General features: G+C 50.5%; 10 protein-coding genes. 4 read left to right on the top strand and 6 right to left on the bottom strand.

Going from position 1 to position 14,671, the window contains the following annotated elements; genetic code table 11:
- Positions 1 to 27: 27 nt before the first annotated feature.
- The 3 genes from argS to RM811_RS11940 form a co-directional block, all read right to left on the bottom strand.
- The gene (argS, locus tag RM811_RS11930; protein WP_402524441.1) at positions 28 to 1,770 is read right to left on the bottom strand and encodes an arginine--tRNA ligase; all 1,743 of its coding nucleotides are present in this window, start codon (positions 1,768 to 1,770) and stop codon (positions 28 to 30) included.
- 342 nt (positions 1,771 to 2,112) lie between these two features.
- Positions 2,113 to 3,432, bottom strand: coding sequence for a Na+/H+ antiporter NhaC family protein (locus tag RM811_RS11935; RefSeq protein WP_402524443.1), 1,320 nt, complete (start codon positions 3,430 to 3,432; stop codon positions 2,113 to 2,115).
- Positions 3,433 to 3,665: 233 nt separating this feature from the next.
- Positions 3,666 to 5,456 carry a trans-sulfuration enzyme family protein gene (locus RM811_RS11940; RefSeq protein ID WP_402524445.1) on the bottom strand — a complete coding sequence of 597 codons (1,791 nt, stop codon included), beginning with the start codon at positions 5,454 to 5,456 and terminating at the stop codon, positions 3,666 to 3,668.
- Between the two features lie 267 nt (positions 5,457 to 5,723).
- On the opposite strand from RM811_RS11940, the gene RM811_RS11945 reads away from it, so the two are divergent.
- Both RM811_RS11945 and RM811_RS11950 read left to right on the top strand, forming a co-directional pair.
- A complete protein-coding gene (locus tag RM811_RS11945; protein ID WP_402524448.1) occupies positions 5,724 to 6,914 on the top strand; it encodes an FAD/NAD(P)-binding oxidoreductase in 1,191 nt (396 codons plus the stop codon).
- A gap of 24 nt (positions 6,915 to 6,938) precedes the next feature.
- Positions 6,939 to 7,364, top strand: coding sequence for a DUF1641 domain-containing protein (locus RM811_RS11950; protein ID WP_402524451.1), 426 nt, complete (start codon positions 6,939 to 6,941; stop codon positions 7,362 to 7,364).
- A 74-nt stretch (positions 7,365 to 7,438) separates the two neighbouring features.
- Here the strand turns inward: RM811_RS11950 and RM811_RS11955 are convergent, their stop codons facing one another.
- Together RM811_RS11955 and RM811_RS11960 are read right to left on the bottom strand one after the other, a co-directional pair.
- A complete protein-coding gene (locus RM811_RS11955) occupies positions 7,439 to 8,728 on the bottom strand; it encodes an HlyD family type I secretion periplasmic adaptor subunit (protein WP_402524453.1) in 1,290 nt (429 codons plus the stop codon).
- Between the two features lie 6 nt (positions 8,729 to 8,734).
- The gene (locus tag RM811_RS11960; protein ID WP_402524456.1) at positions 8,735 to 9,265 is read right to left on the bottom strand and encodes a hypothetical protein; all 531 of its coding nucleotides are present in this window, start codon (positions 9,263 to 9,265) and stop codon (positions 8,735 to 8,737) included.
- Positions 9,266 to 9,417: 152 nt separating this feature from the next.
- Here RM811_RS11960 and RM811_RS11965 point away from each other — a divergent pair, with 152 nt between their 5' ends.
- A complete protein-coding gene (locus tag RM811_RS11965) occupies positions 9,418 to 10,674 on the top strand; it encodes a TolC family protein (protein WP_402524459.1) in 1,257 nt (418 codons plus the stop codon).
- Positions 10,675 to 10,710: 36 nt separating this feature from the next.
- Entirely contained in the window at positions 10,711 to 12,363 is a 1,653-nt protein-coding gene (locus RM811_RS11970; RefSeq protein ID WP_402524461.1) for a hypothetical protein, read from the top strand.
- A gap of 28 nt (positions 12,364 to 12,391) precedes the next feature.
- On the opposite strand, the gene RM811_RS11975 is transcribed toward RM811_RS11970, so the two are convergent.
- The gene (locus tag RM811_RS11975; protein ID WP_402524463.1) at positions 12,392 to 14,569 is read right to left on the bottom strand and encodes a peptidase domain-containing ABC transporter; all 2,178 of its coding nucleotides are present in this window, start codon (positions 14,567 to 14,569) and stop codon (positions 12,392 to 12,394) included.
- Between the last annotated feature and the right edge of the window lie 102 nt (positions 14,570 to 14,671).

The raw sequence follows: 14,671 nt of genomic DNA on the forward strand, positions 1-14,671 counted from the left end.
GGCCGGAGAATTTCCAATATCAAACATCTACATCTGCTCGACGGTTTCTATACCCAACAGGCCCAGACCCAGTTTCAGAGTTCTGGCGGTCAGGGCGCAGATTTGAAGGCGGCTGTTGCGGATTTCTTCAGCAACCCCTTCCTTGTTAACCGGGCAGGCCTCGTAGAACTTCATAAAGGCGCCTGAGATTTCATACAGATAAGCACACAATTGATGTGGCAGGCCTTCTCTGGCAACGGAATCAATGGTCTCGCTGAAGCGACATAGCTGCAAAGCCAGTTCCCGCTCGGCATCATTCTCGATGATGATATCGCCAGTAAGATCAGACTCGCTGATGCCTGCCTTACGGAAGATGCTCATAATCCGTGTGTAGGCATAGAGCAGATAAGGTGCAGTATTGCCTTCAAAGGCCAGCATATTATCCCAGTCAAAGACATAGTCGCTGGTACGGTTCTTGGACAGATCGGCGTATTTTACTGAACCAATGGCGACAGAACGGATTACGTTGACCTTCTGTTCTTCAGAGAGATCGCCGGACTTACTGGCAATAACCGCCGCAGCACGCTCTTCCGCTTCATCCAGCAGATCCGCCAGTTTGATGGTAGTGCCAGCACGGGTTTTAAAGGGCTTGCCATCTTTGCCCAGCATCATCCCGAAAGCGTGGTGTTCCAGAGAGACATGATCAGACGCAAAGCCAGCCTTGCGGGCAATGCTAAATACCTGCTCAAAATGCTGTCCCTGACGGGCATCCACGTAATAGAGAACGCGATCTGCGTTCAGGGTGTGGCAGCGGTGACGAATGGCGGCCAGATCGGTGGTGGTATAAAGGAAGCCGCCGCCGGATTTCTCGACAATGACACCCATCGGGTCGCCATTTTTGTTTTTGAACTCATCCAGAAAGACAACTTTGGCACCGTTGTCTTCGCTCAGGAGCCCTTTCTCATCCAGCCGTTTAATGATGACCGGGAGGCTGTCGTTGTATGCGCTCTCACCCATAACATCCGCTTCAGTCAGGGATACATTCAGGCGACCATAAGTGTCATGGTTGTGTGACAGCGTGATATCTACCAGTTTTTTCCACAGTTTCAGGCAGTATTCATCCCCCGCCTGAAGCCGAACCACATAGCTTCTGGCCCGTGTCGCGAAGTCCGGGTTGTCATCAAAATGTTTTTTGGCTTCCCGGTAGAATGTTTCCAGGTCGGAGAGCTCCATGCTCATGGCTTCCTGGCTCTCTTTTTCCAGCTCTTCCAGGTGGGTGATCAGCATGCCGAACTGGGTGCCCCAGTCGCCAAGGTGGTTCTGGCGAATCACTTTATGTCCAAGAAATTCCAGCGTTCTGGCGGTGGCGTCTCCGATAATCGTTGAACGGAGATGCCCGACGTGCATCTCCTTGGCCACATTAGGAGCGGAGTAATCCACGATAACCGTTTGCTTTTCGAGGGTTTCTGCGACACCGGCACGGGGATCTTTTACCACGGACTGCACAGTGCCAGCCAGCCATTGAGGATCAAGGTAAATATTGATAAAGCCCGGTCCGGCGATCTCTGTCTTGCTGGCAATTCCTGCAAGATCCAGCTGGTCGATCACTTTCTGCGCCAGCTCTCGTGGGTTCATGCCCATTTTTTTCGCAGCAGCCATTACGGCGTTGCACTGATAATCACCAAAATTGGCTCGTGCACCGGGGCGAACCATGGCCGGGGTGCCTTCTGGTGCACCCGCAGCAATAAGCGCTTTGATGACTTTGTCTTCAAGCAGCTTGAGAATATTCATTCATGATTCCTTGGTTTGACACTCGCTGTATTACAGCTCAGAACTCTGGTGAAAGGCCAAGAGGCAGTGTGGATTATTTCAGCTGAGTCCGGGCGGGCACGCTCTTGTTATGAACAGTTGTTATGAACAGTTGTTCTGAGCAATAAAATAAATGGTGGGAATGCTATCGAAAAAGACCTGTGTGCTCAATAGAAGGTCTCTGATATTGGCGGTTATCTGATTTATTTTTGATCGGTTGGGTCGAATGGAGTGAGCCCCAACAATTTTACCGATGATTGCAGATAGCTTGTTGGGGCTCGCATTCGCTCGACCCAACCTACGTCATCTGTCAATTTTTAAGGTTCAGGGCTTTAAAAAAATAAACGCAAGGGTAACCAGGGCCAGGATCATCGGATAAAAGCTATACATTGAAACGGACAATGGCGACACCGATAAGCTGGCACTCAGTAGTAATATTTGCACGCCCCAGGGGATTGTCCCCTGGATAACGCAGGAAAAAATATCCAGTAAACTGGCACTTCGTCTGGCCGGAATGTTGTTTGTTGTGGCAATCCCACGGGCGGCCTGTCCTGACAGGATGATGGCGGTGGTATTGTTGGCGGTGGCGATATTACTCATGATGACCAGTGATGAGATGGATAGCTCGGCTTTTAATCTTTTCGCTTTGGAGTGTGAGCCTTTGATGATACGGGTAAATAGAGTATTGAACTTTTGTCTTATGTACAGCACTCCGCCCTGACTCTCCATGACTGCTCCCAGACCGCCGATTAACAGAGTCAGCACGGTGATGTCTCTCATACCCCAGGCACCCTGTTGAATATTATCTGCCAGTGTTGCCAGGTGGTAGTGGTTCAGGGTGATGACACCAATAGTCCCGGCACTGACTAAACCACAGATCAGGACCACAAAAACATTAACCCCGCAAACGGCTAAAACAAAAATGAGTAAATAGGGCAGGACTTTAATGATCTCCATTTCTGGCGCGATGGTTAACGGGTTATAAGGTGTCAGCCAGTAAAATATCAGGGTGGTGATCAGTGCTGCGGGTAAGGCAATGATCAGGTTTTCCCGAAGCTTATCCCTGGGCCTGCAGTCTTGTGTTCTTGTAGCGGCAATCGTGGTATCGGAAATAATCGACAGGTTGTCACCAAACATGGCGCCGGAAATCACCGCCCCGGCTACCAGGAGGGGGTTGATATTTATTGTGTCAAAAATACCTATGATTATGGGCGATATGGTGGCAATGGTTCCTACCGAGGAGCCCATAGCCGTTGCCACAAGCGCGGCGATAATGAACATTCCGGGTAATAAAAAACCATCCGGGATAAGCTGAAGGCCAATATTGACGGCCGCTTCCACGGCGCCGGTGGATTTTGCCACCAATGAAAAAGCACCGGTCAGTAGAAAAATCAGACACATGGACAGCAGGTTTATATGCAGCATGCCGGAAAAGAATATTTTCACAAATTGATAGATATCTGATTTTGATAGCCAGGCGGCAACGAGGATAGCAGGGAGTGTGGCGTAGGCGGGCGGCAATGAATAGAAACCAAAGTTATCTCCGGATAAATAAAAAGAAAGTCCAGTCCCCAGGTAAGAAATCAGAAAACAAAGTAAAGGTAATAGAGAACGGCCGTTTGATGGAGGAGTCGGTTTGTTCATAAAAGCATGATTCCCAGTTTGCAAATACGGTATAAACGGCTTGGTTAAGAATCTATCCTCCATTTTCAGGGCTACAGATAGAGCCACAGAGAGCACAAAGGAAAAACGCTTCTTCGTGTTATTTGTGGCCTTATGGTTATAAAGAAAATTCCTGCGGCACGTACAAAACAACCAATGTCGCTCAACTGCAAGAGGCTGGCAGAGAGTTCAGCCAGCTCGACCCCCCGGTAACATCAGGGTGATTTATGTTTCTGATAATTGGCATTCAAGTGCCTTTCGTGAACGTCGAGATGAATGGTTTTTATCAATTTTTCCACCTCGTTTTCGGTCATGAAAGCATCAGAAAAACCCTTTACCACAGGGTCAATATGCAGCATTGCAGCGGCGGTGAACTGATTGATCAAATCCCTGGGGTTTTCATCACCCATGGCGATTCGAATGGTGGTCAGGTGAATGTCAGCTTTGGCCTGTGCCTGTTGATCCATTTCAGAATGAGAGGTCAGGGCTGGGCAGAGTACCAGGGTATTGCTTTGACCAAGGCTTACCATATGGCCAAAAACTGGTTCCAGGGCATCAAAAAAGCGGACAAAAGCATCCCTTGGCACATTGGCCTCCTGCATATCGATAGTGAACAGAGGGCTTGGTAGCCCAAGGTATAACAGCTTTTGACACAACTCATGGTTGGGATGATCCTTTAACCCATGGCTGTTGACATGAATCAGTGGGTGGTGATTCAGACAATGGGTGAAAATCAATGTGTTGATGCATTTGGTCAGCATCCGGTTTTCCAGAGTTTTAATGCCCTGGATGACTTCTATGGCCTTATCTGCATCCAGAAAAGCCCCTTTAATGTAATAGACATCCCAGAACAGTGTTTGATCCCAGTTTACCTTTTCGTTTTGAGAGTCATGCTTCGAGCCTTTGGGCAGAAACATCCGGAATGACTCGCCGATAATGCCGCCGGCAGTGGTGGAGCCACCACCGGAGAGATCTTTGGTATAGCTGTGAATAACCCAGTCAGGACGGCAGGTTTTGTCCGGATGGTGCAGTGGGCGGCTCAGAAATGGGGTGGCCAGGGTTGAGTCCAGCATGACCAGATGACCCTGTTGATGAGCAGACCTGCAGATTTCAGGTACATCCACCACATAGCCGTGCGGGTTGCAGGGTGATTCCAGGTAGACAAATAGCCGTCGGCCGTCTTGTAATCGTTGCTGGTGATCTTTGTGAACGGCTTTAAGGCGGGCGTCGAACTCTTCTCCGGTATAGCCGTCAAACCACTCCAGCTGAATATCCAGCCGATCCGGACGAGCATAAAAGTCATGCATTAACTGGAAGGAGCCACCATAGACATTCCGTGATGTCAGCAAAATATCACCATGACGCAGCTGATTGCTGAGCAGGGAGTCAATGGCCGCCATACCACTGTTAAAGTTCCAGGCCATATAGTCAGCGGCATACCTGCCCGCTTCCAGGGAAACGATGGTGTTCGACAGTGAAATAGACGTCGGGTTCAGTAACCGGGAGTAGACAGGATGAGTGCTTTCTTTACCTTGAAAGGCATCTTCCACCCATTCGGTACAAGCGTATAAATATGTTGCTGTGCGGACAATGGCCGGGGTGGCGGAAAACAGAGCGCCTACATTGGCAAATAATGGATAGTCGCCTTTGACCGCCCGGCTGCTGACATCCATATCCAGAGCCTGATAGCTGTTCCTTAACGACGGTTGCAGCATATCTATCAGTTTGGCCAGTTGAAAGCACAGGAATTTTTTGGCGTTGAAGTAACTGATCTGGTCGGTTTTTGGCAAACGCTTCAGGCTGTCATTCAGGATGGCTATCTGGTGCAGTTCATTACCGGTCTGATAGAGGTGGGTGGTTACCTGCAGCAGTGCCTGTCCGTAGACCGATTCCGGGTCAATGCCAAAATGTTGCAGTTGTTCTCTGGCGAGTTCGGGAGCTTCATTGAGTGTGGTTGAGTTTCTGACGGGCGACAGCTGCCGCATGATAGAGGCGTGCTTTGTCATAATGGTCTCGTTTTAGTTTGTCATTGCATTGAATAACTGCCGCTCTTCAGGAGAGTGAATTAAGTTCCAGTCGATTGGTTTTCAAGTGAAGTGAAGAACATTCTGTCAGCGCAACAATAGTAGACAGTGTTGTTTTGTGTGCAGAATATTTTCTGAACGATTGAGGGTTATTCCTGTTCAGATTTCATTGTTAAAAAAAGTCGAAGATTGCGTATTCATGGATAAACTTATGGGCGTCCTGAAAATGTCCTGAGAAGGAGTCTAATCATGACTAAGCGTATTCTCGTCGTTGGTGGCGGGATTGGTGGAACCATGACAGCCAACAGTCTGGTCTCCAAGTTTTATCCGGAAATACTCGATGGTGAGGTAGAAATAGCGATGCTCACCAATTCACCCTGGCATGAGTATAAGCCGGCCAATATGTACGTCGCTTTTAACCTGTATCACTCGCACGAGCTAAGGCGTAAGCAGCGTTCACTGTTGCGTCCTGAAATTGATTTTCGCGTCGACGAAGTAGAGGCTTTTGAGTTCAGCCAGAATCGTGTGCTTTGCAAGAGTGGCAAGCGTTACGACTATGAATATCTGGTTATCTCCACGGGTTGTGTCCCTTCTCCCGAACGTGTTGAGGGATTAAAAGAAGCCGGTGATCATTTCTATCAGACTGAACCGGCGATGAAGTTAGCCAGGAAACTGCGCACCATTGAGGAAGGGCGTATTTTTGTGACCGTTAACTTCCCCAAGACACCGAATGTGCCGCACCAGTGTGGTATTGCTCCGGTAGAAACGACGTTGATGCTGGATGATTACTTGCGTAAGCGTGGCGTACGCGATCGTGTGGAAATTATTTACAGTTACCCAACGGTGTCACAAATGCTGCGTAACTGCCTGTTTCTGCAAAAACCGACCTGTGATGTGCTGCCGACAATATTTGAGAGCCGTGATATCAAATATCAGCGCAGCTTCACCCTGGATAAGGTTGATCCGGAAGCCAAGGTAGCCTATTCCGAGGAGGGGGCATCCCAGGAGTTTGATATTTTAATGGGCACCCCGCCGATTCGTGCGGTGGATGCCGTACTTAACTCTGGCATGTCCGAGGCGCCCAATAACGAAGGCTGGCTGCCTACCGATCATGAAACCATGAAAATGTATGGCATGGACAATGTTTACCTGTTGGGCGACACCGTCGACCTGCCGGTGAGCAAGGCTGGTGGCAGCTGTCACAACCAGTCGCCGGTGGTGGTTGAAAATATTGCTTCTGAAATACGTCGTGGCTACACCTCCGCCATCTATGATGGCAAGGTGCAGGCAGTTGCCCAGATGGGGCTCGAAGAGGGGATGCCGCTTTGGTATGACTATCGCAGTGATGTGCAGGTTTCGCCGCCCACCAAGCTGGGGGGGTTAATGCGTAAAACCTTTAATCGGGGTATCTACTGGGCTGTTGCGCGTGGCCTGGTTTGACTGACTGACCTGGGAGGATTACTTATGTCCACCAAAGAGCTATCTGAAGATGTCGCCGGCATCGTCACTGAGCAACCGGCTGCCGATCCAGCGTTGTTCGACCCGGCTGCTTTCTCCGGATTGAAGGCACTGGCTGATAAAGTCACGCCCCTTGTGCAGGGGGGGCGTTTCGATAATATCGTGGATCTGCTGGCGGTGATTTCCGATAACATTGAGTTTCTTGATGAAGCCATGTTAGAAAAACTTGCCGGAGCCGGTGAAGATTTGCTGTCCATGGGCTGGACCACCGGCAATGCCATGCGCATGGCCTCTGCCCAGACTGAGAAACTGGAAAAGTTACCGGGACTGTTTCAGTTATTGCGGTCGATGAATGATCCGGATGTACGGCGCTCGTTGCATTTCTTTATCGGGTTTATGCGTACTATCGGGGGGCAATTGAAGCCAGACTGATGTAAGTGAACGCTGCCCGCGGCCCGCAAAAGCACAAGCGACCCTGGCTTTTTCGGGTAGCGGTCCGCAGTCTTTTACCGTTGATTGTTATAAGCCGCTGGTAGTAAATAGCTCATCACCGTTTGTTTTCCGGAGACGATATTGATATCCACCGTCATGCCCTGCATTAATGGTTTGTCCGGGCCAAAGCCATTGCTGTCAGAGGTAATGGTTACTTTATAATAATTTTCCCGGGTGTGGTCATCGGGGTAGGTGTCTGCGCTGATCTTCCTGATGGTGCCGGTCAGGGTTCCGTGGATGCTGTAATCATAGGCAGATACCCGGATGTTGACTTTCTGTTCAGCCCAGATTCTGGCCCGGTCCCGGGGGTGGATTTGGGCTTCGATGTGCAGGGGCTCATTATCCGGCACGATTTCGGCCATGACTGTACCCGGAGATACCACTTCCCCGGGGGTCGAGGTGGCTAAACGATGTAAGGTGCCATTGACCGGAGAGCGTACTTCGCTGCGGAGTTTCCGTTGCCCGGAGGCTTTTATTTGCGCTTCAAGCAGGGCGATGGCGATGGTTTCCTGATTGTATTCCGCCTGCACCTGTTCTTTGAAGCTGACATCCAGCTGTTTTTTTTCCAGGCTGAGGGCTTGCAGTTCTGTTTCTATTACCTGCAGCTTGCTGTGCGACTGGTTAATCCGGGTCTGGATTTTCAGGGTGTCCATGCGTTTTTCCAGCAGGTTGACTTTGGAGCCTGCCCGTCCGCTGATCAGGGTTTCAAGAATGTCATTTTGCTCCCGGGCGATGGACCGTTCGTTGTTGAGGTCGGCAATGGTTTGCAGAACTTCCCGGGAGCGGGCCTGTGTGCGGGTGATTTTCTGGTCAAACAGGGCCTTTTGTTCGGTCAGGCTTGCCTGGCGGCGTTGATAGAGATGCCATTCATTGCGTAAGTAGTTCTGCGGCCCGGCATCAACAGTAAGGTCCGGGGCTTTCATTTCAGCGCCTTCCATTTCTGCGTAGAGCCGTTTTATCCGAGCCTTTTTTTCCAGCAACTCTTCCTTGAGCAGTTCGGTTATTTCCAGCAGTTTCGGATTTTCCACGGTGAACAGCAGTGAGCCTTCTTTTATTTTCTGGCCTTCGCTGACGTGGAGTTTGCGTAAAATGCCGCCTTCCAGGTGTTCAACAATTTTATGGTCACTGGCGGAGGTGACTTTTCCGGTTCCCTGAACAAAGGTATCAATCCGGGTTGTCCGGGCCCACAGTCCGAAGGCCAGTAGTGAGCACAAGACCAGGGAGGTGATGCCATGGCGGGAGAACAGGCGCTGGCAAAACAGATAGACGGCGTTTGATGGTTTTTTATTCAGTCTTGTATTCATAGCGCTCTAATTCAGGATTTGAATCAGGATGTGATTGTCATCAGCCATTACCTTATCGCTGATACGGATGGTAATCCGGGCTGTGGGTATCCCCTGTTTGACCAGCTCATCGCGAATCAGCATTAAACGGCTGAATGATACGAAGGATGAAGTAGACCGGGATAAACCCTTTTGTCCGAGAAAGGCGCTGACCTGAATGTTGCTGGTTAACAGTAATGCTTTATGTTGTTTGATCCAGTTGCCGATATTTTTCCGGTTTTCTTCGGTTAGTATCGCATCAAGGTTGCTGTAGATGAGGGTGAATTGAAATTCCTCGCCCAGGGTTTTCGGCAGTGATTTCTGGTTGGAGGTTTCTGATGCTGTCGCCGGCTGGTTGGCGATGGTTTCCAGTTTTCCGGTGACTTTCTGATCGATTTTTAAACTGATGCCCGCCATGACAATCAGCTGGATAATCACCAGAAAAACAAACACCAGCAGAGTTGAAGACATAACGTCCACAAAGCCTGGCCATGGGTTTTCCTGATCGTCATTAAACATAATGCAGTGTCATTGATGAAGTTTCTGGCATTAGTTAGCTATCGGCGCTGGCCCCGAGCTTTTGATCTTCCCGGTGTTTTCATTTTTATCCGGGGCAGTCGATAAAGTCAGAATTGATATCGCTCTGTTTAATGGCCAAGTACACCCTCACTATGAAGCTGAAAGGTTGTTTTTTGCTGGTTTTTTTCATCAAAACATCGACGGTTTTTGCGGTGACACTGGGAGAGTCGGTTGATCTGGCAATACAGTCAAATCCCATTGTTAATATTCTTCAGTCCGATGTGAATACCAGTGCTGCCCGGCTGAAACAGGCCCGGAGCAGCTTCTATCCCAGGATGACCCTGACCATTGAAAACGGTGCTTCAGAGGTTTCCGGTGGAAAGTGGCAGAGTCTGACCCGTTCCCGGGTGCAGATACAGCAGTTGCTCTATGATTTTCGCAAAACATCCTTTCAGGTTAACTCTGCCGAGCAGCTGCACAAAAACAAAGAGCTGCAATTGCTGGCGGGTCGTCAGCGGCTGGCTCTGCTGGTCAGCAGGGCTTATCTGGAGTTATTGAAGCTGGACACCATTTTATTGCTGGTGGATCAGAACATTGAAGCCTATGAAGAATTCCTGGCCATTATGCGCAAACGGGAAGTGGCTGGTGTCTCTACCTTTTCTGATGTGCAGCGGGTGAAGGGGTTATTACAGGGCGCCAAAAAAGACCAGATCACTTATTTGTCCGATAAGAAATTTGCCGAGCAAGCCTTTACCCTGATTGTCGGTCAGGCGCCGGTCAATCGGGTGGTTCCCGATCTTGACAAACTGTTGTTGCCCTGGGGTGAAGCCGAGCTGCTGGGACAGGTGAAAAACCATTATTATGGGGTGAAGGCCAAGGTCTACGAGGTTGATTCCGCACGTTCTCTGCTGCGTAGCAGCCGTCGGGCGCTTTATCCGGAGGTGAGTTTACAGGCCAGCATAAGCAATGAGCAGTCCATTGGCACCGACAATGAATGGGAAGCGGAAAACCAGCTGAAAGTCGTGGTCAGTTATGATTTGCTCGATGGTTTTCTGGCCCGCAATAAAGTGAATGAGCGACAGTCTTTATTTATGCGGTCTCAATATCAGCTGGATGATTACCTGAGAACTCTGGAAAAAGAGGTGCGTGAAGCCTTCAGCACCTGGCAGAGAATGGCACAGGAAAAAACAGCCAACAGTGAGTTATTGGCCGTGAATCGTGAAATTGTTGTGTTGTACCGGCAAGAGTTTGAGCTGGGGCAGAAAAGCCTGTTGGATGTTACTACGGTCCAGCGTGACTATTATCAGGCGGCGGTGGATGGCACCTATTATCACTTTGAATATTACATCAGCCTGTTAGGGGTGTTGTTCTATCTAAACAAAGTGACGGACCAGGTTCGGCAGTTATAGCCAGTGCATCAAGTTGATTTTCAGGGGGCAAGGGACATGACCGCAGCGATGCCGTCGAACCGGGTGTACGGACCCGAGCTTATCAAGGTCTATTATTTACGCGTGCTGGTTGTCCTGGCGGCGGCGGCGGCTTCTCTGGTGGTGGCACAGGATGTGTTTTTTTCAGTTATCACCACCAACTGGGCATTAAACGGCATTATTATTTCGGTTTTTCTGGCGGGAATTTTTATTTGTTTCAAATACTTGTATTTCCTGCAATGCGATCTGGCGGCTTTGTCCGACATTGACTATCTGCTGTTTGATGATCAGGACGTGGAAAAATTATTAGGCTACAACCGACGAGCCTATATTATTAAGGATTTAATTCAGAGCCTGAAAAACAGTGCAGAACAAGCAGGCCAGACCAGTCAACTTCGACCATCCATTGTCCGCAGTCTGTTTAATATGGCCAACACGGACCTGGCAGGCCGTCGTTCCAGAATGAGTTATTTCGTTAACTTGCTGATTCATCTGGGTCTGTTGGGAACGTTTATTGGTCTTGCGGCCACGGTGGGTTCCATCTCTGGTCTGATCAGTAATATTGCCGCTGGCCTGTCAGGTGAGCAGGACCTGACGGATATGCTGGTGATCATGATACAACGGCTGGAAGACCCACTTGCCGGTATGGGAATGGCATTTGGCACCTCGCTGATGGGGTTGTCCTGTTCAGTGGTGCTGGGTGCTGTGGCCACCAGTGTGAATAAGGCGGATATGCTGTTTAGCAATGCCTTTTCCCACTGGTTGTTTGAGTTTGCCATGGAGTCAGATGGCTTCAGGTCTGGCAGTTCAGACGATTCAGACGATTCCCGTTCCGATAGTTCAGATGGTTATGGTTCGAAGGCAGCGGGCACTCAAGGGAATTCGGGGTTATTGCAGCAGCATCAGGCCATGCTGAAAACGATGGATGCGCATCTACAAAAGCAATCAGCGTATTTTGACCAGCAGTTGCAGGTTATGCACCGTCTGGATGCGCATTTGCAGGCGCTGACCGCAAGCCAGGGCCGGCAGCAATCCACATTGGCCGCTATGTCTGATCAGCAGCAGGGACAAACTGAGGTATTGCAGGCTATTCAGCAAGGATTGCAGCCGCTGGATATGAGCCGCCATCTCGAAGCATTGAACGGCCGGGGAGCGCAATTGATGGCTGCCGCAGAGGCGATGGCCAGTGAGCTGACCGGGTTGCAAATACTGCAGAAAGAACAGATGGCCCAGCGGGAATCCCATGGGGAACAGGCATTTTTGCAGCGGGATCAGCTGATCAAAGGGCAGGAAAGCAGCCATGACCAGCTTGACCGGATTGACCAGTCTCTTGAGCGGATTAATAAAACGGCAGGCAATATACCGGGAAAAATTACGGGGGTGACCGAAGAACAAATTACCCTGGCGGTCAATCGGCTGGATGCCTCTCTGGTGCAGCAACTGAAAGAGAGTCTGAAAAAACAGTTGGTTTCCCTTCGGCAGTTCATTGGCATTGATCAAAAGCAACAGGTTGAGACGTTGCAGGAATCTATCCTTGCCGCCCAGCGCGAACAGGGTGACCGGGTGGTCAATACCATAGAAGTGGAACAGAAAAAGTTCAGCGCGTTGTTGAGGAAATTCTTTCGGTCAAGCCACCGGTTGTACCGTTTGCTGTTTCGCCATCGGGATTGATGATTTGAGTTGGCCGGGTTATCGCTTTCTATGGGCGCTGCGCCTGGTCAGACACCTGATGGTTTTGTTGTTTTACCCCGTTCATTCTGGCGAGTACTTCCTCTCTCGGGCCATCCGCAACAATGGCTCCTTCCGCAAGGACAATAATCCGGTCCACCAGTGCTAACAGGCTGGCACGATGGGTAATCAACAGCAGCGTTTGTTGTGTGTTGATAAATTCCGGAAAGCGCTGGCAAAACAGCGATTCACTGAGATTATCAAAGGCGCTGGTGGGTTCATCCAGCATCAGGACCTGACCACCGTGCAGCAGGGTGCGGGCCAGACACAGGGCCTGTTGCTGGCCACCGGACAGATTCATGCCCCGGTCATTGACCGGATGGTCATAGCCTTCGCGGCAACTGCGAATAAAACGGTCCAGCCCGACGATATGACATACCCGGTCTAATTCGATCCGGGTGGCGGCTTCATTGCCCATCAGCAAGTTACTGCGCAGGGTGCCGGAAAAAACCATGGGGCGTTGTTGGGCGATGGTCAGGTAGTGTCGGTAATCATTCCGGTTTATGCCGGCAAGGTCCTGGTTATCAACAAAGATATGGCCAGCGGAGGGTGACAGGTTGCCCTGCAGCAGTTCCAGTAATGTGGTTTTGCCGGAGCCGGAGGCACCCATTACGGCCAACCGTTCACCGGGTTTCAGCTGGAAGTTCAGGGTGTTGAGGATAAAGTCACGGTGATTCGGGAAGCGAAAACTGAGGTTTTCAACGGATAGGTTGCCGGTGAAATCAGTGAGTCTGTGTCCATGGGCGACGTTGTTATTGGCGACGCTGTTATTGTTTAATAGCTGTTTGATTTGTTGCAGGGATTTTTGCGACTGACTGAAACGATTAAATACCATGGTCAAATTTGCCAGCGGCGCAATGGCCCGGCTACCGAGAATAATACAGGCGAACAGATGACCCGGAGGCAGGGACGCATCCTGAATCAGCAATACACCCATAATCAGCATTAACAGCACCGCGATCTGGCTGGCACTGGCGACCAGGGCATTCAGCAGGGTTCCGGCCTGTTTGATATTAATGTCATGGCGGCCAGCATTGGTCACCAGCAGCCGCCAGCGGCTGAGAATTCGGGCGCTGGCGCCCATGGCCCTGATCACATCAAGGCCGTGGCTGACTTCATGGAGAAAGCGGTTTTTTTCCTGCAGACTGTGCGACTGGGGCCCGGTTCTGCGGTTGATCAGGCGGTAGCTGAACCACGACATGGGCAGCAGCAGGGCGGCGATGGCCAGGGGCACCATCACCAGGGGGCCGCCAATCAGCCAGATGACCAGGGTAAACAGCAGGAAAAAGGGGATGTCCAGCACCGCCAGCAGGACTGAGCTGGAAATGCTCTCTTTGACCCTGGCAAAGTCCTGTACGGTCTGTGCCGTCAGGGTTGATGACGCCGGTAACTGGTTTTTTTCCAATTGGATTATTTTTTTCAGCAGGGTGAACTCGGTGTGCCGGCTAATAATACGACAGGCATCGTCCACATAATAACTGCGTAACCAGCGCAGGATAAAATCCACCATCAGTATTGCCGCCATGCCCAGGCTGATGGTGATGAGGGTATCGGTGGCGTAGCCGGGCAGCACCTTGTCAAAGACGAAATGGGTGAAGATGGGGACCGCCAGGGTCAACAGATTAATCAGCAGGGTGGCCAGTATGACCTGGTAGTAGCGGGGGGCTACGGTTTTCCAGTGTTTGATAAAGCCGCGTTTTTCAAATAAGTGATCGGTTTTTTCATGGTCGGATTGATTGTCCATGGTAGTCGGGGTTAGCTGGTGGATCACTCCGGAATACAGCGGTTGCAATTGTTCCTGATCCAGCCAGACTTCCTGTCCCTGCGGGTCCAGGAGCAGAATCTGGCTGTCCTGTTTGTCGATGGCCACATAAAAGCGCTTTTTCTGCAACTGGAGCAGGCAGGGCAGGGAATCCTCGCCGATCTGGTCCAGGGTGGTGATCTGACGTTGATGGGTTAAGCGGCAGTAATCGGCAATGGCGGGAAGGTCCCGGAGATCCATGGTGCCTTTTGTAGCGCCTTTCATTGCGCCCTTCTTTAGCTGATCCACATAATCAGCGGCAATATCGGTACCCATCTGCCGGGCCAGCGTCAGGAAGGCGCTTTGCAGGGAGTTTGGGGGTGGTGCGTTATTATTATCAGGTTGCATAAGTCGTCCAGTGACTTGTTTTTTAATGCTTATTAACACCTGTTGCTATTTTGCGCCGGTGCTTCCGTACTGGCGCGATATTTCTGGTTGCTGTAACAGGTT

Origin of the sequence: Endozoicomonas sp., from assembly GCF_031844845.1 — a bacterium.
GTDB lineage: Bacteria > Pseudomonadota > Gammaproteobacteria > Pseudomonadales > Endozoicomonadaceae > Endozoicomonas.

Coding starts and splice junctions, on each gene's coding strand:
- argS (WP_402524441.1), bottom strand. CDS start 1,770: ATGAATATTCTCAAGCTGCTTGAAGACAAAGTCATCAAAGCGCTTATT.
- RM811_RS11935 (WP_402524443.1), bottom strand. CDS start 3,432: ATGAACAAACCGACTCCTCCATCAAACGGCCGTTCTCTATTACCTTTA.
- RM811_RS11940 (WP_402524445.1), bottom strand. CDS start 5,456: ATGACAAAGCACGCCTCTATCATGCGGCAGCTGTCGCCCGTCAGAAAC.
- RM811_RS11945 (WP_402524448.1), top strand. CDS start 5,724: ATGACTAAGCGTATTCTCGTCGTTGGTGGCGGGATTGGTGGAACCATG.
- RM811_RS11950 (WP_402524451.1), top strand. CDS start 6,939: ATGTCCACCAAAGAGCTATCTGAAGATGTCGCCGGCATCGTCACTGAG.
- RM811_RS11955 (WP_402524453.1), bottom strand. CDS start 8,728: ATGAATACAAGACTGAATAAAAAACCATCAAACGCCGTCTATCTGTTT.
- RM811_RS11960 (WP_402524456.1), bottom strand. CDS start 9,265: ATGTTTAATGACGATCAGGAAAACCCATGGCCAGGCTTTGTGGACGTT.
- RM811_RS11965 (WP_402524459.1), top strand. CDS start 9,418: ATGAAGCTGAAAGGTTGTTTTTTGCTGGTTTTTTTCATCAAAACATCG.
- RM811_RS11970 (WP_402524461.1), top strand. CDS start 10,711: ATGACCGCAGCGATGCCGTCGAACCGGGTGTACGGACCCGAGCTTATC.
- RM811_RS11975 (WP_402524463.1), bottom strand. CDS start 14,569: ATGCAACCTGATAATAATAACGCACCACCCCCAAACTCCCTGCAAAGC.